This window comes from Cryobacterium sp. N19, from assembly GCF_002929595.1.
GTDB lineage: Bacteria > Actinomycetota > Actinomycetes > Actinomycetales > Microbacteriaceae > Cryobacterium > Cryobacterium flavum.
This window is the reverse complement of record NZ_PJJR01000051.1, coordinates 390,689-407,148: the sequence shown is the minus strand read 5'-3', so window position 1 is coordinate 407,148 and position 16,460 is coordinate 390,689. Positions and strand designations below refer to the sequence as shown.

Annotated in this window: 18 protein-coding genes; 10 read left to right on the top strand and 8 right to left on the bottom strand. The window is 63.6% G+C overall.

All coding sequences use genetic code 11. The annotated features are described in order from the left end of the window. Positions 1-47: 47 nt before the first annotated feature. The 3 genes from CXY78_RS13535 to CXY78_RS13525 form a co-directional block, all read right to left on the bottom strand. A complete protein-coding gene (locus CXY78_RS13535) occupies positions 48-755 on the bottom strand; it encodes a hypothetical protein (protein ID WP_134505178.1) in 708 nt (235 codons plus the stop codon). 153 nt (positions 756-908) lie between these two features. After that, the gene (locus CXY78_RS13530) at positions 909-1,418 is read right to left on the bottom strand and encodes a hypothetical protein (protein WP_104089772.1); all 510 of its coding nucleotides are present in this window, start codon (positions 1,416-1,418) and stop codon (positions 909-911) included. Between the two features lie 46 nt (positions 1,419-1,464). Beyond that, entirely contained in the window at positions 1,465-2,355 is an 891-nt protein-coding gene (locus tag CXY78_RS13525; RefSeq protein WP_199181822.1) for a LysR family transcriptional regulator, read from the bottom strand. Positions 2,356-2,434: 79 nt separating this feature from the next. Between CXY78_RS13525 and CXY78_RS13520 the strand changes: the two genes are divergently transcribed. From CXY78_RS13520 to CXY78_RS13510, 3 genes are read left to right on the top strand one after another with little or no spacing between them, the layout of a single operon-like run. Next, complete coding sequence (locus CXY78_RS13520) at positions 2,435-3,853, top strand: CitMHS family transporter (protein ID WP_233197145.1); 1,419 nt, start codon at positions 2,435-2,437, stop codon at positions 3,851-3,853. Next, positions 3,841-5,205 (top strand): acyclic terpene utilization AtuA family protein, encoded by a 1,365-nt coding sequence (locus tag CXY78_RS13515; protein ID WP_233206190.1) that lies wholly within the window; start codon positions 3,841-3,843, stop codon positions 5,203-5,205. Before CXY78_RS13520 ends, CXY78_RS13515 begins: the two co-directional genes overlap by 13 nt. Next, positions 5,202-5,504, top strand: a complete 303-nt coding sequence (locus CXY78_RS13510; protein ID WP_092338863.1) for a hypothetical protein — start codon at positions 5,202-5,204, stop codon at positions 5,502-5,504. Before CXY78_RS13515 ends, CXY78_RS13510 begins: the two co-directional genes overlap by 4 nt. 20 nt (positions 5,505-5,524) lie before the next feature. On the opposite strand, the gene CXY78_RS13505 is transcribed toward CXY78_RS13510, so the two are convergent. The 3 genes from CXY78_RS13505 to CXY78_RS13495 are packed head-to-tail and all read right to left on the bottom strand — an operon-like array spanning position 5,525 to position 7,383. Next, positions 5,525-5,908 carry a PIN domain-containing protein gene (locus tag CXY78_RS13505; RefSeq protein WP_158253322.1) on the bottom strand — a complete coding sequence of 128 codons (384 nt, stop codon included), beginning with the start codon at positions 5,906-5,908 and terminating at the stop codon, positions 5,525-5,527. Between the two features lie 8 nt (positions 5,909-5,916). Beyond that, on the bottom strand, positions 5,917-6,171 hold the full coding sequence (locus tag CXY78_RS13500) for an AbrB/MazE/SpoVT family DNA-binding domain-containing protein (protein ID WP_198417757.1): 255 nt from the start codon (positions 6,169-6,171) through the stop codon (positions 5,917-5,919). Between the two features lie 57 nt (positions 6,172-6,228). Then, complete coding sequence (locus tag CXY78_RS13495; RefSeq protein WP_104089767.1) at positions 6,229-7,383, bottom strand: Fic family protein; 1,155 nt, start codon at positions 7,381-7,383, stop codon at positions 6,229-6,231. 169 nt (positions 7,384-7,552) lie between these two features. Between CXY78_RS13495 and CXY78_RS13490 the strand changes: the two genes are divergently transcribed. The 5 genes from CXY78_RS13490 to CXY78_RS22145 are packed head-to-tail and all read left to right on the top strand — an operon-like array spanning position 7,553 to position 10,252. Beyond that, entirely contained in the window at positions 7,553-8,176 is a 624-nt protein-coding gene (locus CXY78_RS13490) for a LysE family translocator (RefSeq protein WP_092338871.1), read from the top strand. A gap of 47 nt (positions 8,177-8,223) precedes the next feature. After that, a complete protein-coding gene (locus CXY78_RS13485; RefSeq protein ID WP_233206189.1) occupies positions 8,224-8,727 on the top strand; it encodes a hypothetical protein in 504 nt (167 codons plus the stop codon). Positions 8,728-8,731: 4 nt separating this feature from the next. Continuing rightward, complete coding sequence (locus CXY78_RS13480; RefSeq protein WP_104089765.1) at positions 8,732-9,226, top strand: DNA alkylation repair protein; 495 nt, start codon at positions 8,732-8,734, stop codon at positions 9,224-9,226. Positions 9,227-9,275: 49 nt separating this feature from the next. Further along, complete coding sequence (locus tag CXY78_RS22150) at positions 9,276-9,647, top strand: alcohol dehydrogenase catalytic domain-containing protein (protein ID WP_369827310.1); 372 nt, start codon at positions 9,276-9,278, stop codon at positions 9,645-9,647. Positions 9,648-9,670: 23 nt separating this feature from the next. After that, a complete protein-coding gene (locus tag CXY78_RS22145; protein WP_369827309.1) occupies positions 9,671-10,252 on the top strand; it encodes a zinc-binding dehydrogenase in 582 nt (193 codons plus the stop codon). A gap of 117 nt (positions 10,253-10,369) precedes the next feature. Here the strand turns inward: CXY78_RS22145 and CXY78_RS13470 are convergent, their stop codons facing one another. Then, positions 10,370-11,578 carry a CdaR family transcriptional regulator gene (locus CXY78_RS13470; RefSeq protein ID WP_104089763.1) on the bottom strand — a complete coding sequence of 403 codons (1,209 nt, stop codon included), beginning with the start codon at positions 11,576-11,578 and terminating at the stop codon, positions 10,370-10,372. A gap of 284 nt (positions 11,579-11,862) precedes the next feature. Here CXY78_RS13470 and ald point away from each other — a divergent pair, with 284 nt between their 5' ends. Both ald and cycA read left to right on the top strand, forming a co-directional pair. After that, on the top strand, positions 11,863-12,999 hold the full coding sequence (ald, locus tag CXY78_RS13465; protein ID WP_092338879.1) for an alanine dehydrogenase: 1,137 nt from the start codon (positions 11,863-11,865) through the stop codon (positions 12,997-12,999). A 98-nt stretch (positions 13,000-13,097) separates the two neighbouring features. After that, the gene (gene cycA / locus CXY78_RS13460; protein WP_104089761.1) at positions 13,098-14,564 is read left to right on the top strand and encodes a D-serine/D-alanine/glycine transporter; all 1,467 of its coding nucleotides are present in this window, start codon (positions 13,098-13,100) and stop codon (positions 14,562-14,564) included. Positions 14,565-14,609: 45 nt separating this feature from the next. On the opposite strand, the gene CXY78_RS13455 is transcribed toward cycA, so the two are convergent. Then, positions 14,610-16,400: an NAD(P)/FAD-dependent oxidoreductase gene (locus CXY78_RS13455; protein ID WP_104089760.1), complete on the bottom strand. Its 1,791-nt coding sequence runs from the start codon at positions 16,398-16,400 to the stop codon at positions 14,610-14,612. Between the last annotated feature and the right edge of the window lie 60 nt (positions 16,401-16,460).

The following is a 16,460-nucleotide window of genomic DNA, read 5'->3' as shown; positions in this document are numbered from 1 at the left end:
CCCCCATTTATTCGCATCAAGCAGTGATTTAGCTTTGCACACCCTACTTAGTCACCAAGGTGCCACGTATATGACCCGTCATTCCAATTCACTGTCGCAGAAAATCTGTAACCGCTAGCTGTTCCGTCAGCATTTTCCGTGCTAATCGCTATGCAGGAATATGTTGTAGTGAGCGCCGTGAGATCGTCCGTGGAGCCACCTCCGAGTGGCGTGCAAGACGACCGCAGGATAGGGCCTTCGAGAGTCTCCTCACTGACCTTTTTCTGGGCGTCCGTGGTGATTGAACCTTCGACTTCACCCACCATCGATAGACGAACTGCCCGCTCGGCATCATCGGCCACTTCTTGGGCTTTTACCGATGCGGCCAATCGCGCTGCCGCACTCTCCTTTTCGACTTTTGCTGCTTTCGCAGACGCTTCGGCGGCTACGACTTCATCATTGTGCGCGATAGTCATTGCAATCGCCGCGCTGGCCCCACCGAGCAGCACCACGGCAGCAATGACGATTGCTGTCACCCGCACTCTTCGGTTTTTCCACGCATTCACTTTGAGAAAGCCCTTGCCGCAATTAGGACAGAATTCCCCCTGGGTCTGAGACTGAACGCTGCAGGAGGAACAAACTCTTGTTAGGGAGGACTCGCTACCGACGCGTCCCTCGGGCACTTCCAGGTCTGGCTGGTCAGCCAGAGAATTGTGATTGTCGTCAGGCGATTTCAACAGTTCATCAGGCACTTGAGCAGTTTCTTGTTCGGGCATATTTTTACCCTATAAGTACGGAAATTGGTCCCACGGCGATTGCCACATGCTTCTGCACCCAGTTCGGGGCGTAATGCTTCTAACGAGCAACGCTAGTCGAATGTTGAGGAGTTCAGATAGAGCCATCGTTCTTCACGATGCCGGGCAGCCGATTTAGACGTCGTCGGCCGTGGCCACGATTGCCCGCATGTCTGTCCACGCCGACTGCAGCATCGGTGTGACATCGGTGCCGTTCACCATCACTGTCCCAACCTGCACCACGACGGAGTTCGTGTGCGCCTGATACCGTCCATGCACTTTGACATCAGCCGGCGACCATTCCTTGGCCAGGGTCACCCAGTTATCTATGACGAGCACGAATAGACATACGTCATATCCATCAGACCTGATCGCGGAGAAGATCTGCGATGGGCTGGTATCCGCGACGACGTTCCGCACTTTCACCTGCACGCGACGACCGTCACCGGCGAGCAGATCATACGACTTGGCGGAGTCCTTCTCCAGGATGCCGTCGTAGGCGATCGAGGCCGCGTACTCGGCGAGGTCACCAACCGGGGCGTTCTTCGTGCGAATAAGTCCGCGCTGGCGGAGTTCGTCAAGGATGCCGGAATAGGTGTCGATCAGTTCCCCGACACTCAAACTGTGCAGCTCAGAGTTGGTCATTTTGAGATCTTGTCAGACATTCTCAGCTGCGGTTGAAGACACACGCTCAGGCCCGAGCAGCCCGCAGAACCTCGATGAACGCCCGCGTGCAGGCTGTCTGGCGCTGCCCAGGCAGGTAAGCGATGGAAATATTGCGGGTCACCGTAGGCGTGAGTGGAATGTGCGCGAGGTCGGCGAATTGCATCATCGGCAGCACCATGCCGGGAACAGCCGTGATGCCGAGGCCGGCGGCCACCAGTCCGGCCACAGCACCCACATTCTCCGCGGGAATGATCGAGCCGAGTTGTGCGCCGGCATCGGCAAGGGCGCGCCGGGCGATGCTCTCAATGCTGCTGTCGGGGCCGAATGCAATGAAGGCCTCGCCGGCCAGCTCCTGCCAGCCGACCGAGGCACGCAACGCGAAACGGTGGGTACGCGGAACAGAGCAATAAAACGAGTCTGTGCCGATGGGTTCCTGATTCAGTCCTGCCAGCGGACCGGTGGTGGCGACCACCGCCATGTCAACCGTGCCGGCGCGCACCTCAGCGAGTGTGTTCGCGAGCAGACCGTCTTTGATTGAGACCCGCACGCCCGGGTTCGCCTGCCGAAATGCCAGAACGTGCGGCGGGAGAAAGGTCGCGGCGAGGGAGGGAAGGCACGCGATGGAGACCGAACCGCGATCGCCGGTGAGAAAACTCTCGATGTCGCGCATTCCCGCGTCGAACCCGAGCAGAATACGGCGGGCGTGTTCGGCGACCTCCCGCCCATCGGCGGTGGCGTGCACGCTGCGTGTTGTGCGCACGAACAGGCTCACGTTCAGACGTTGTTCCGCATCGGCGATCGTGCGACTGAGTGCGGATTGCGCGAGGCCGAGCGACCGTGCAGCGGCCGTGAAGCTACCGCAGTCGGCAAGGGCGACGACGCCACGCAGATGCGAGACCGTCAGATTTATGCTCATTTGCATGAGTTTATGCCCAACTGATGTTGGCCCGCATAGGTAGTCGTGACGCAGACTCGGAGAGAACCTAAGGGGATCAATGATGCTTTCCATTTTGGGCTATGCCACCATAGCCATCATTCTGGCGCTGCTGCTCAAGCAATACGTGGCCGCCGTCATCGCACTCGCGGTGGTGCCGATTCTCGCCGCCCTCGTGGCCGGTAACTCACCGCTCGAAATCGCCGGATTCATTCAGGACGGGCTCTCCGGAGTGGTCGGCGTCACCGCCATGTTTGTGTTCGCCATTCTGTTCTTCGGCGTGATGCGCGACGCCGGGCTGTTCGACCCTGTGATCAACCGCATCGTGAAACTCGCTGGCAGCGCGCCCGCCACCGTGACCGTGGCGACCACTGCCCTGGCCATCGTGGCGCACCTCGACGGCGCCGGCGCCACCACGTTTCTGATCGCGATCCCCGCCATGCTGCCACTCTACGAGCGACTCGGCATGAGTCGTCTCGTCCTCACGACCTGCGTCGGTCTCGGCGCCGGCGTCATGAACCTGATGCCCTGGGCCGGACCGACCGCCCGCGCCGCGGCCACCATCAACGTGGACGCCAACGAGATTTGGGTGCCGCTCATTCCGGCGCAGATCGCGGGCATCCTGATGTCCCTCGGTGTGGCCTACCTGCTGGGTCGTCGAGAAGCACGCCGCCTGGAACGTGTCGCACTCGGCGATTTCTCCCCCGCACCGCGTTGGTTCGGGTGGTCTGGCGCACGCGGCGGGGACGCTGCAGGCATCCGTTCTCGGCCAATGGCGACTGAGCTGTTTACTGAACCCACCTCGGGCGGCGTGGCGACCGATCAGGCGACACTGCAGTCGACCCTGCTTCGCCCGAAGCTCATGTGGGTGAACACCATTCTGCTCGTGGCCACGCTGGCCACACTCATCTCGGCCGTCGCCTCCCCCGCGATGGTATTCATGGTCGCCGCAAGCCTCGCCCTGGTGATCAACTACCCCGGACTCAAGATTCAAAGCGAGCGCTTCGACGCGCACGCCAAGGGCGCGATGCTTATGGCGAGCACCCTGCTCGCCGCTGGCGTGCTGCTCGGCGTGCTCGAGGGCAGCGGCATGATCGACGCGATGGCCACGAGCACGGCGTTGCTCATTCCCGACGCGATCATGCCGGCGCTCCCGCTCATCGTGGGCATCATCGGCGTTCCGCTCAGCCTCGTCTTCGGGCCGGACGCCTACTACTTCGGCTTTCTGCCGGTGCTCGTCGGCGTCGGCGACCAGTTCGGCATCAGCGCACTGCACCTCGCGCAGGCCTCAGTCATTGGAGAAGAAACAATGGGATTCCCCATCAGCCCGCTCACCGGAGCGTTCTACCTGCTCGTGGGCCTCGGCCAGGTCGACATCGGCCGGCATATTCGCCACATGATCGGCTGGGCCTGGCTGGTCAGCCTCGGCATGCTCGCCGTCGCCATCGCCACGGGTGTCATCCCCCTGTGGGCCGCGTGAGCACCGCGCGCAGCACGCTGCGGCTCGGCGCCGGCGCGGGATTCTCGGGTGACCGCATCGACCCGGCCCGCGACCTCGCCGAACGCGGCGAGCTCGACTACCTCATCTTCGAGTGTCTCGGTGAGCGCACTGTCGCCACCGGCCAGGCCCGTCGCCTGATCGACTCGAACGCAGGCTTTGACCCGCTGCTCGACAAGCGGATGCGCGCGGTACTGCCCCACACGACGGCCAACGGCACGACCGTGGTCACCAACGCCGGCGCAGCGAACCCCGTCGCCGCCGCAGAGCTCGTGGCTCGCACCGCCGCCGAGGTCGCGGCCGGGCCGGTACGTGTCGCCGCCGTCACCGGCGACGACGTGCTCGAGCAGGTGCGTCGCCACAACCCCGTTGTCTGGGAAACCGGTCGGCATCTGTCGGAGCACGCCGAAGAACTCGTCTCGGCAAATGCCTATATCGGTGCTGGTGCGGTGATTTCCGCGCTCGAACTCGGCGCCAACGTTGTGATCACCGGTCGCCTCGCTGATCCTTCGCTCTATCTCGCGCCCCTCGCGTTCGAATTCGGGTGGCAGGCTTCCGACTACGCAACGCTCGGGGCGGGAACTGCGGTCGGGCATCTTCTCGAATGCGCCGGGCAACTCACGGGCGGCTACTATGCGGATCCGGTGACCAAGCCGGTGCCAAACCTGGCCTACCTGGGGTTTCCGTTCGCCGACGTGCGGGCCGACGGCTCGGCCGTCTTCGGCAAGCTCGACGGCTCCGGCGGCACGCTCACCACCCGCACCTGCGCGGAACAGCTGCTCTACGAAGTGGGCGACCCGGTCGCGTACCTCACACCCGACGTCACCGCAGATTTCACCGGAGTGTCGTTCTCGCAGGTAGCGACCGACCGGGTCGCCGTCGAGGGCGCGACCGGCGGCATCCGCCCCGACGAACTGAAAGTAACCCTCGGCTTTCGCGGCGGCTGGCTCGGCGAGGGGCAGATCAGCTATGCCGGCCCGAGAGCGCTGCAGCGCGCCGAGCTCGCCGGCGACATCGTGCGACAGCGGCTGCGCGAGGTGCACGGCCTTGCCGCCGAGAACATCTTCGTCGAGTTCATCGGCGCCGGCGCCGCATTCCGTGGATTGGACGCCCGCAGCGACCCCCATGAAGTGCGCCTGCGCGTCACCGCCCAAGCCGCCAGCTTTGACGCAGCGGATGCCGTGGGCTGGGAAGTCGAGGCCCTCTACACGAACGGCCCAGCCGCTGGTGGCGGGGCCCGTCGCTCAACCACCGAGGTGCTGTCGATCAGGTCGTGCCTGATTCCGCGGCATTTGGTGCCCACCGACGTGCACCTACTGGAGGTGACAAAATGACCGCGCTCGATCTGTTGGCGGATGTTCGCACCGGCGACAAAGGGTCGACGCTGATTCTGGCGGTGTTCCCCCGCGACGACGAGTCGTTTCGGTATTTACTGCATCGTCTGACCGGCGCGGTGGTTGCAGCGCACTTCGGCGATCTGGTCACCGGCGACGTGCGACGCACAGCCCTGCCACAGCTGCCGGGTTTCGTGTTCGAGCTGCCGGGCGTGCTCGGCGGCGGTGTGACGGGGTCGCCCACCCTCGACGGACACGGGAAGACGCTGAGCTACCACCTGCTGAGTTTGGACCTGTAGCGAGTCTGACGCGCGGGTCGCTAGGCGGTCACCAGCAGGCGAGCATCCGTTTGGCTGGCCAATTTGCGGTCGAAGGTGTACAGCGGCTGATTCGATGTCAGCTCTGCCGACGTCACGAGGTAGCAGTCCTCAAACGACAGGTTGGGATGCCCGACGAACAAAGCCAGTACGCGATCGAACAGGGCGGCATTGGCGACGATTTGGGGCAGATTCACGAGACCCTGGATTGCTTCTCGCTGCTGCTCACGATTGAGCCCGTACGCGTGCCCCAACACGAACACTGTCTCGACGAGTGCGATATCGGACACGACAAAGGTGCCGCCCGTGTGAAGCAGCGCCACAGCGGCGTCGTGCTGTTCGGGCACATCGTTCAGCAGCAATCGAAGAACGACATTTGCGTCCAAGGATGCGCTCAATGTGCGCTCTCGTCGTTACGGTGTTCCTGGTAGTAAGCGTCGACGTCTGTGACGGGCTCGACGATCGTCGCGTAGCTGGAGATTCGTGCACTGAGGGCTTCGATGTGCGCCACCGGCGCTATGTTGATCGTGCCGCTGGCTTCGTCGATCGAGATTTCCAGTCGATCACCGCGTTCAAGCTGTAGGGCTTTGCGCACTGCTGCGGGAAGCGTTAGTTGGCCTTTGCTGCTCAGGGTGACGATGGCCTTCATGACTTACATTTTAGGTGGCGTAAGGCGAAAGCGCGAGTGACAGAAGCATGGTCCGGCTCACAGCTCATGATCCTTCAGGATCGTTGGAAGCAAGTCGGCCATATCCAGGCGACGAACGAGATGGACCGTGAGGTCGTTCGGTACGAATGCGAGTCGATAGGACCGCGCCCCTGACTCGACCGGGACGAGCAGACCACGATCGATCAACCGCTTGATGGCATGGCTGCGGCTGGACGCGGAACCCGGAAAGGCGCTCTCGAGATCGGCCGCCTTGACAGTCGTTTGCGCCGCAGCGATGCTCAGTGCTTCAGCCTCCCTGAGCGTCAGACCGCCGGCAGCGCGGAGTCGTTCGACAGCGGGCACAAGAACCTGATGAATGACGAATTCGGCGTCACTGAGTCTCGCCAAGTTCGCCAAGTCAGAGTTCAAACCTCGAAGAACATAGGTACACCAAGCAACAACTCCATCATTTTCAAGCGTGTCAGCAAGTTCCAAATTGTCGTAATATGCCTGTCGGTCTGCACCGAAAACGGCGGTGGGGTTCACAGCCCCGTAGCCGGCCGAGGAGGAGAACCCGTGCTGAATCAACATTGCGTAGGTGATCAATCGAGCGACGCGACCGTTCCCGTTTCCGAAGGGGTGGATCCAGAGAAATCGATGGTGCACGATCGCTGTTTGGAGCAGCTGATTGTGCGGAGCTTGTGGTTGGGCGATGAATGCGACCAAAACGGACATGTAATCCGGTACGTCAGATGGCCACGGCGGATGATGCGCAGAATGCCCTATGGAGACCTCTCCCAGGCGATATGCACCGGGCGTGTGGTCGCCCTCCCGTGACAGACCATCGACGACAATTCGATGAAGTTCGCGGATAAAGAGATGGTCGACGGGCGACGACCCGACGTTGGCGTCGATAAACGTGATCGCACGCTGAATGTTGAGGATCTCCCGGACACCCTCATTCTGAGGCCGGAGGCTGTTACCGAGCCTACTTTCGGCCGCGCCGGTGACGGCGTCCAAGATGGATGTTCGGTTTCCCTCGATGCGGGCGGACATGATGCTGGTCAGTAGTTGGAACAGCTCTTTGAGTTGAGAGTAGATGATCGACGGAGTGGTTCCCCGACTCAAATTTGCTCGGGCACGCTCAAATGCGATGATTTCCCGCGTGAGGTCGCTGTCGAACGCGAACGCCGGGTATTCGATGTCATGCACCGTTCTATTTTACCGCAGCTTGACAACAATTGAACTGTTTCCTCTTTTCGCACCGAAATCACGGTGTTCTTGACAGTCTTCACTGTGGGTCTATTTGATTTCAGACGAAACCTATTTGCACGATGCGCCGATTGGAATTCGATCTCCGGCTCCCGCGCTACGCTGGCGTGTGCAACTTTCCCTCTGGCTGGCCCTCGTCGGCGCAGGCGTGCTGATCAGCTTCACCCCGGGCGCGGGAGCGATCAACACCATGAACAACTCGCTGACCAGCGGGTTTCGTCGCTCGATCTGGGGAATCCTCGGGCAGCAGGCGGCACTCGTGGTGCACGTGGCCGTGGTGGCGCTCGGCGTGGGCGTGCTCGTGGCCAATTCTCCCGTGCTATTCAATGTGATTCGGTATGCCGGGGCCGCCTACCTGGTGTTTCTGGGCATCCGTCTGTTGGTGCAGAAGCCTGACCCGACGAGGGACCTGGCTGCACCGCGCACGCGCGAACCGGCCGGGTCGATGTTTCGCCGCGGTCTGTGGGTGAACCTGCTGAACCCCAAGGCGCTCGTGTTCTTTCTCGCGTTCATGCCGCAGTTCATTCGGCCCGAGCAGCCGCTGCTGCCGCAGTACCTTGTGCTGACGGTCACCGTGGTGCTGATCGACGTGATGGTGATGTGGCTGTTCTTCGCGGTGGCGGCGAAATCGTTTCAGCGCTTCACGAACACCGCTCGCGGGCAGCTGATTCTCAACCGCACGTTCGGCGTGCTGTTCGTGGCCGTCGCGCTGCTGCTGGCGCTGGTGCATTGAGATGCCGGCATCCGCTTCTCAGAACGGATGCTCGGTACGCTTGCTTGATGGGTAACACCGAAACACGACTACCGCGGCCCGCAGTCAGGGTGGCCGCCGTGGGCTTCGCGGTCGTTATGCTGTATGCAATTGCGGGGGCGCTGCAGATTCTGGTGTGGAATCCGCTCGCGGCGGTGCCGGGCGCAGCGCTCGGGCAGATTCGCGCCGACATGGCCCTCGCTGGTGAAAGCCTGAGCGCAAACGGAGTCGTCACCTGGGCTGGCATCGGGCTGCTGCTGGCCGGGGAGATCCTGCTGGTCGCGACCATGCGCCGCACCAGTCGGGTGTGGCCGGTCGTGGCGGCCTATCTCGTGCTGCTGGTGTTTGCTGCTCCCGGACATTTCTTTGTCTCGTTCGGCCCCGGCATGTCGCTCGCCGACACGTTCCTGATTTCGGGTGCCGATCATACCCCGTGGGGCATGGTCTTGTACCTGGTGAGTGCGGCTGCCCTGCTTGCCCTGATCGTGGTGATCATTCGGGCCGCTCGCGCGGTCTCGGCCGGCGCAGAATAGACGAATGAGCGACGCCGGCGACTTCGTAGATCGCACGCTGCAGTACGAAGCGACCTGGGAGCGGGCAGCCGAGTGGCAGGCGCAGCTGGGCGACGAGCTCGAGGTCTATGGCGCCTCGGTGGGCGCCGTGCGAGGAACGGTTCGCGACCTGGCCCGTCGACATAGGAGCATGACCCACGACGAGGTGACCGCGCTCAGTTCCGAACTCTGGAACGTGCCAGTGTTCGAGCGCCGCCTCGCCGCGATCGTGCTGCTGCAGGCGAACGTGACCCGGCTCGACAACAACGACCTCACCCGCATCGAAGGGTTTCTGCGCGGTGCGGCTGTGCCCGAGCTCGCGGATCCGCTCACCTTTGACGTCGTGCTCCCACTCGTGCAGCGGCTGACCGGCGCGAATCGCGCCAGAGCGGATGCAGCGCTGGCGCGGTGGGCGCAGGACGGCGACCCCTGGCTGCTCCGCGCTGCACGCGGTGTGCACGCACGGATCGCGAGCGAGTAGCGGGGCGGGCGGCGGCATCCGCCGTGAGGGCGTCGCGTAGGCTGCGGGCATGCGCGCAATCATCGTGAACTCTCCTGGCGGGCCCGAAGCCCTGACCATGCAAAACGTGCCCGACCTCGAGATGGGGCCCGACGACATTCGAATCGCGGTGGCCGCGGCCGGCGTCAACCGCGCCGACATCATGCAACGCGAGGGCCGCTACCCGTCACCTCCCGGCGCCCCGGAATGGCCGGGGCTCGAGGTGTCGGGCGTGGTCACCGAGGTAGGCGATGACGTGACCCGCTTCGGCGTGGGCGACCGGGTCTGCGCGCTGCTTCCCGGCGGTGGGTATGCCACCGAAGTGGTGGTGCACGAAGGCCTGGCGCTGCTGGTGCCGCTCTCGATGGACCTCGTAGACGCCGCCGCCCTGCCCGAAGCCTAGCCACGGTGTGGTCTAACGTGTTCATGAGCGCCGAACTCGCGCCCGGCGAGACCCTGCTCGTGCACGGTGGCGGCAGCGGAATCGGCACCACCGCCATTCAGTTGGCCCGCCTCCTGGATGCCCGCGTGGCCGTGACGGCCGGCTCCGCCGAGAAGCTCGCCATGTGCGCAAGCCTCGGGGCCGAGACGCTCATCAACTATCGCGAGCAGGACTTTGTGACCGAGATCAAGGCCGCTACCGATGGGCGCGGTGCCAACGTGATTCTCGACATCATGGGCGGCGCCTACGCGGCGCGCAACATCGAGGCGGTCGCGATCAACGGTCGCATCATGGTGATTGCCAACCAGAGCAACGAACCGGCCACCTTCGATCCGGCCCGCCTCATGCAAAAACGTGCACGCTACTGGGCCACCACGCTGCGTGCCCGCTCGCTCGCCGAACGAATTGCCATCGTGCGCTCGCTGGAAGCGGCGGTCTGGCCCTGGATCGCATCGGGCGAGTTTCGACCGGTCATCGACGGCCGATTCTCTTTCGAGAACGCAGCGGATGCCCATAGCCGGCTGGAATCATCCGCTCACGTCGGCAAGATCGTGCTGGTGCCCTGACCGGGCACGACACGGGTCACAAACGGTGCGACCGCCGTACACTGCCGTGGGTTATTCGGTCAGTGCAAGTTGCGCAGCCAAGTCGCCGAGTTCGCGGGCCTGCTCGCTCGCATGGCGCTACAGCCGGGGGCGCCCGGCCCAGCGTTCGGCCTTGAGGGCCAGATGCAGCTCAAGGCGAGCCTGACCGCCCAGCGGATCGACGCCGATGAGCGAACGGATGCGCCCGAGCCGGTTGTAAATACTCGTGCGGTGCAGGTGCAACTGCTCGGCGACCTCGGCCACCGAACCGTCCTTGTCGTACATCAGCTCGAGTACCGGCAGCAGCTCCCCGTTGGGGTCGAGTTCGCGCAGCTCGGTGTAGAGGGTCGACTCCCCCGGCGACACGTCCCGCCCCTCAACCGCCAGGAACTGGTACACCCCGATGGCGCGAAACGACACCAGAGCCCCCAACTGGGCGTCCACCCACGCTGCCTGCACGGCGCTACGCGCCTCGGCGTAGGCTCCGGGCAGCCGGCGCAGGTCGGCAAAGGGCTCGCTCAGGCCGAGCAGGGCCGGCGCGGCCGACTGCCCACCGCGGCGCGAAACTTCCAGCCCGAACCGACGCAGAATCTCGGACTCGTCGATGCAGTCGATCACGTCTTGCAGCAGCAAAACAGCGTGCGTTTCGGTGCCTGCGGAGAACAGCACTGTGTTGATTCCGAGCGTGGCATACAGGGCAGAGAGCCGCTGCAGCAGGTTGCTCTCGGCGGAAGTGCGCCGGGCGTTGTTGCCCCGGTCGAGCAGGGTGGCCAGTCGCCACGGCCCGCGCCCGTGCACTCCCGGCCAGCCGCCCACGGACACGACGGCGTCGCGGTCGCCGAAGCAGGCGGCGAGAAATTGCGCCTCGCGGGCACGACGGCCATCGGAATCCGCGCTCGTGCGATTGAGCAGCATCTCGGCGAGTACGTCCAGCTCGGGGCGAATGATACGCAGTTCCTGCACGATGGAATCGGGTTCGAGTTCGTCATCCTGCTGCAGCACCCAGAGATACCCCACTCGGAATCCCCGGGCAAGCAGCGGCACGCACACCCGGCCCAACATGCCGAGCTCGGCATTCGCCGGAACCGGAACAGGCTTGACGGCCCTGGCGATGCCGTGGCTGAGCTGCCAGGCGCTGACATCGGGCGGAACGAGCTTGCTCAGCAGAAAGTTCGTGCGCACGCGGTCGGCCGTAGCCTGATGCGCGCTGTACGCGAGCAGGCCGCCGTCGAGGTCTTCCAGGGAGAGGGCGCGGCCAAGGCGCGCGGCGATGAAGGCCACCACCCGGTCGATATCGGCCGCGTTCATGGGTTTAATCTTACGCAAGCGTGTGAACGCCAGGCGACAATCGACGCGGCGTGGCGCTACAGATGTCGAACCAGGCCCGCCCGAGGCTCGGGCCATGCGGCGCATCTCCGGGAATAAAACTCCCGGACAAGTGCTAATTCCGGGGCGGTGAGACGTGCGGGGGCCAGCCCACGGCATCCGCTATCAGCAGGGCCCTGGCGCGACAGCCGTCAAAACGCGGGCTTATCGTTTCTACGCTGACCAAAGTCGATCGGCGACGCGCCCTGAAGAAGTAGGAGTTCCCCATGATCATTGGTGTTCCGACCGAAGTGAAGAACAACGAATACCGTGTGGCGATCACCGCCGCCGGAGTACACGAAGCCAAGCTGCACGGCCACACCGTGCTCGTGCAGGCCGGAGCCGGAATCGCCTCCGGGTTCTCCGACGCTGATTACGCGGCCGCCGGCGCCGCGATCGTCGAAACCGCCTTCGAGGTGTGGGCGAGCGCCGACATGATCCTCAAGGTGAAAGAGCCGATCACCGCCGAGTACGTGCACTTTCGTCAGGGCCTGATTCTCTTCACCTATCTGCACCTGGCCGCTGAGCCCGAACTCGCCACCGCCCTACTCGATGCCGGCGTCACCGCCATCGCCTACGAGACCGTGCAGAAAGCCGATCGCTCGCTGCCGTTACTCGCCCCGATGAGCGAGGTCGCCGGACGCCTCGCCGTTCAGGTCGGCTCCGCGTCGATGACCCGCCCCGGCGGCGGCCCCGGAATTCTGATGGGCGGCGTACCCGGAGTACGTGCCGCCAAGGTGACCGTGATCGGCGCCGGTGTGGCCGGCTCCAACGCCGCCGCAATGGCCATCGGCATGGGCGCGGACGTCACGATTCTCGACATCAACATCGACCGCCTGCGCGAACTCGACGCCCAGTACGCCGGACGCCTCAAGACCATAGCCTCGAACGCCTACGAGATCGACCGTTCGGTCACCGAAGCCGACCTCGTGATCGGCTCAGTGCTGATTCCGGGTGCCAAGGCCCCCAAGCTCGTCACCGACGAGCTCGTCTCCCGCATGAAGCCGGGCTCCGTGCTCGTCGACATCGCGGTTGACCAGGGCGGCTGCTTCGAAGGCACCCACGCCACCACGCACGAGAACCCCACCTTCGCCGTGCACGGCTCGATCTTCTATTGCGTGGCCAACATGCCCGGCGCCGTGCCGCAGACGTCGACCCTCGCGCTGACCAACGTCACGCTGCCCTACGCCCTGTCGATCGCCGACCGTGGCGTGCGAGCAGCGTTCGAGCGTGACGCCGCCCTCGCCGGCGGGCTCAACATCGCCGCGGGCAAGATCGCGAACCGTTCGGTCAGCGTGGCTCTCGACCTCCCGCTCGCGGACTGGACCGACCTCGTGACCGAGGCCGAGCTCACCCTCGTGTAGTCGTTGGTAACGGATGCCGGGGTCGGCCGATTTCACCCCGGCATCCCTTACCGTGTTCTCCCCGTGCCAATCGCCTGGACTACAAGGAAGTATCTCCGATGTCGCAATTGAAACCCAGCACTCGATCCGCGCCCAGCGCGCAGCCGCACCTGGCACGCTCACTGTCGAATCGTCATATCCAGCTCATCGCCATCGGCGGGGCGATCGGAACGGGCCTGTTCATGGGATCCGGCAAGACCATCTCGCTGGCAGGACCGTCGGTGATCTTCGTCTATATGATCATCGGCTTCATGCTGTTCTTCGTGATGCGGGCCATGGGCGAGTTGCTGCTCTCCAACCTCGAATACAAGTCGTTCAGCGACTTCGCCGGTGACCTGCTGGGGCCGTGGGCCGGCTTCTTCACGAGCTGGACGTATTGGCTCTGCTGGATCGTCACGGCCATCGCCGAACTGATCGCTATCGCGTTGTACACGAGCTTTTGGTGGCCCGACCTGCCCCTGTGGATTCCCGCTCTCGTGGCGGTCTTGGTTCTGCTGGGCTTCAACCTCACCAGTGTCAAGGCGTTTGGGGAGACCGAGTTCTGGTTCGCCCTCATCAAGATCGTGGCCATTGTCACGCTGATCGTCGTGGGTCTCGTGATGGTGTTCACGCAGTTTCAGTCCCCCGGTGGCTCCCCGGCGCGTTTCAGCAACCTGTGGAATGACGGCGGTATGTTTCCGACTGGCCCGATGGGGTTCATCGCCGGTTTCCAGCTCTCTGTGTTCGCGTTTCTCGGGGTCGAGCTCGTGGGCACCACGGCCGCCGAAGCGCAGAATCCGCAGAAGAACCTGCCCAAGGCGATCAACTCGATCCCCATTCGCATCATGCTGTTCTACGTTCTGGCCCTGATCGTGATCATGGCGGTCACTCCGTGGCGTGAGGTCACGGCCGATGTGAGTCCGTTCGTAGCCATGTTTTCTCTCGCCGGGCTCGGCGCCGCCGCGGCCGTCATCAACTTCGTCGTGCTCACCAGCGCGACATCCTCGGCGAACTCCGGGCTATATTCCACATCGAGAATGCTCTTCGGGCTGTCGGCGGAAGGCACAGCCCCGGGGCGCTTTCATCGTCTGAGTCGCCACAAGGTGCCGGCTAACGCGCTGCTGTTCTCCTGCATGTTTCTGCTGGTATCCGCTGTGCTGCTATATGCGAACCCGTCGATCCTGGCCGTGTTCACCGTGGTGACGACCATGTCGTCGGTGCTGTTCATCTTCGTCTGGGCGATCATCGTCGTGAGCTACATCGTGTACCGCAAGCGCCGCCCGGCGCTGCACGCGGCCTCCAAGTTCAAAATGCCCGGCGGTGTGTTCATGTGCTACCTTCTGCTGGCCTTCTTCGTCTTCTTGATCTGGGCACTCACGCAGAAGACCGACACGCTGCAGGCGCTGCTCGTGACGCCGGTGTGGTTCATTGGGCTCGCCACGGTGTGGTTCATCATTCGCCGCCGCCCGGAACTGGCCGCCCACCACGAACTTCACCGGGCGAATGTGGAGGCCGACCGGGCGTCGGCACTCGCCTTCCGCCGCTGATATCCGTGACCGGCCGCCAGTAAGCCGCTTTCGGGCTCAGCGCCTTCAGCGCGTGTAGTGAGACTCCTGCAGCTCGTACACCGGGGTATTAAGCCCCTCCATGCGGGCTTTGATCTGCAGCGCAAGGTAGTTGGAGTAGTGCCGGCTCTGGTGCAGGTTGCCGCCGTGAATCCAGAGTTGCGGAACGTTCGTGGGCTTCCACATGTTGCGTAGTTCACCCTCCCACGGCCCCGGATCCTTTGGCGTGTCGGACCCGTATCCCCAGCAGCGCCCCACCTGGTCGGCGACCTCCGGTGAGACCAGATCGGCAAGCCATCCGTTCATGGAGCCATACCCGGTGGCATACACGATGAGATCAGCTTCGAGTTCGGCACCGTCGGCGAGCACCACCGACTCGGGCGTGATGCGGTCGACCTGCCCCGACTTCACCGCGACGCGACCGTCGATAAGCAGCTGCGAGGCTCCCACATCGATGTAATAGCCGGAGCCGCGTCGCAGGTATTTCAGGAACAGGCCCGAACCATCCGTGCCAAAGTCGAGGTCGAAGCCTGCGGCGGTGAGTTGGGAGTAGAACTCGGCGTCGCGCTGCGCCATCTGTTCGAACACCGGAATCTGCGCGGTGGGCAGGAGGCGGTAAGGCAACGACGCGAAGAGCAGGTCAGCCTTTTCGGTGGTCACCCCGTTGGCGAGCGCCTGCTCGGAGTAAAGCCCACCGAGTGCGAGCTCCATGAGCGAATCGCTGCGTGAAATGTGCGTCGACGAGCGCTGCACCATGGTGACGTCTGCTCCGTGCTCCCACAGGTCGGCGCAGATATCGTGGGCCGAGTTGTTCGACCCGATCACGACGGCCTCTTTGCCGGTGTAATCACCGCCGCCGCCGTGCTGCGATGAGTGATGCTGCTCCCCTGCGAACGACTCCGCGCCGGCGAAGACCGGCGTATTCGGATACCCGGAGACGCCGAGTGCGAAGACCAGCTGCTTGGGTCTCAGGGTGACCGGTGTGCCGTCGCGCACGACCTGTACCAGCCACTCCTGGGCGTCGTCGTCGAAAGTCGCTTTGGTGCATTCAGTGCTCGACCAATAGTTGAGTTCCATGATGCTGGTGTAGTGCTCGAGCCAGTCACCGATCTTGTCTTTCGAGGCAAAAACGGGCCAGTCCTCGGGAAACTTGAGGTACGGCAGGTGGTCGTACCAGACCGGGTCGTGCAGGTGCAGGGATTTGTAGCGATTTCGCCAGGAGTCACCCGCCTTGGCGTTCTTCTCGATCACGATCGTGGGAACACCGAGCCGCTTCATGCGGGCTGCCAGGCCGATGCCGCCCTGGCCCCCGCCCACGATCACGCAATACGGCTGCTCCTCATAACCGAGCCGAGCCTCCTGGGCCGTCTTCTTCTCGAGCCACGAGGTGCGTCCTTTCGTGATTTCGTGCGACACGCCCTGCTCCCGGGTGCGCCCCTTCTTCTCTTCAAAACCCTTGAGCTCCTGCATCGTGGTGAGCAGGGTGTAGCACAATCCGTCGTTCAACCGGAGGTGGGCGTATCCGCGAGCACTACCGGTTTCGAACGTAACCCAGGCCTCCACGGCACCGGCTACACCGGTTGCCGGTTCGGCGAGCGCCCAGCTATGCGGATTTACCTGGTCGAGGGTGGCGGCGAGCATCCGTTCTATGTCGTTCTTACCCTCAAGGGTTTTCAAATTCCACGTGAACGAGATGAAATCCCGCCAGTAGCAGTCGTCAGCGAAGAGCGCGAGGGCGCCCTCGAGGTCACGGTGCTGCAGGGCGGTATCGAACCGGGCGAGCCAGTTCTCGACGATAGTAATTGGTGTATCGGGCATGTCACTCCTTTGTGAACCAGCGAAGAATCGGCCCATTGTCGGGCGCGACCTGTATGTTCA

What these genes read in the sequence shown, in the direction of transcription:
- CXY78_RS22150 (WP_369827310.1), top strand. Translation starts at nt 9,276, where the DNA reads ATGCGCGCAATCATCGTGAACTCTCCTGGCGGGCCCGAAGCCCTGACC.
- CXY78_RS13455 (WP_104089760.1), bottom strand. Translation starts at nt 16,400, where the DNA reads ATGCCCGATACACCAATTACTATCGTCGAGAACTGGCTCGCCCGGTTC.
- CXY78_RS13480 (WP_104089765.1), top strand. Translation starts at nt 8,732, where the DNA reads ATGAGCGACGCCGGCGACTTCGTAGATCGCACGCTGCAGTACGAAGCG.
- CXY78_RS13530 (WP_104089772.1), bottom strand. Translation starts at nt 1,418, where the DNA reads ATGACCAACTCTGAGCTGCACAGTTTGAGTGTCGGGGAACTGATCGAC.
- CXY78_RS13525 (WP_199181822.1), bottom strand. Translation starts at nt 2,355, where the DNA reads ATGAGCATAAATCTGACGGTCTCGCATCTGCGTGGCGTCGTCGCCCTT.
- CXY78_RS13535 (WP_134505178.1), bottom strand. Translation starts at nt 755, where the DNA reads ATGCCCGAACAAGAAACTGCTCAAGTGCCTGATGAACTGTTGAAATCG.
- CXY78_RS13470 (WP_104089763.1), bottom strand. Translation starts at nt 11,578, where the DNA reads ATGAACGCGGCCGATATCGACCGGGTGGTGGCCTTCATCGCCGCGCGC.
- CXY78_RS13510 (WP_092338863.1), top strand. Translation starts at nt 5,202, where the DNA reads ATGACCGCGCTCGATCTGTTGGCGGATGTTCGCACCGGCGACAAAGGG.
- cycA (WP_104089761.1), top strand. Translation starts at nt 13,098, where the DNA reads ATGTCGCAATTGAAACCCAGCACTCGATCCGCGCCCAGCGCGCAGCCG.
- ald (WP_092338879.1), top strand. Translation starts at nt 11,863, where the DNA reads ATGATCATTGGTGTTCCGACCGAAGTGAAGAACAACGAATACCGTGTG.
- CXY78_RS13500 (WP_198417757.1), bottom strand. Translation starts at nt 6,171, where the DNA reads ATGAAGGCCATCGTCACCCTGAGCAGCAAAGGCCAACTAACGCTTCCC.
- CXY78_RS13485 (WP_233206189.1), top strand. Translation starts at nt 8,224, where the DNA reads ATGGGTAACACCGAAACACGACTACCGCGGCCCGCAGTCAGGGTGGCC.
- CXY78_RS22145 (WP_369827309.1), top strand. Translation starts at nt 9,671, where the DNA reads ATGAGCGCCGAACTCGCGCCCGGCGAGACCCTGCTCGTGCACGGTGGC.
- CXY78_RS13520 (WP_233197145.1), top strand. Translation starts at nt 2,435, where the DNA reads ATGATGCTTTCCATTTTGGGCTATGCCACCATAGCCATCATTCTGGCG.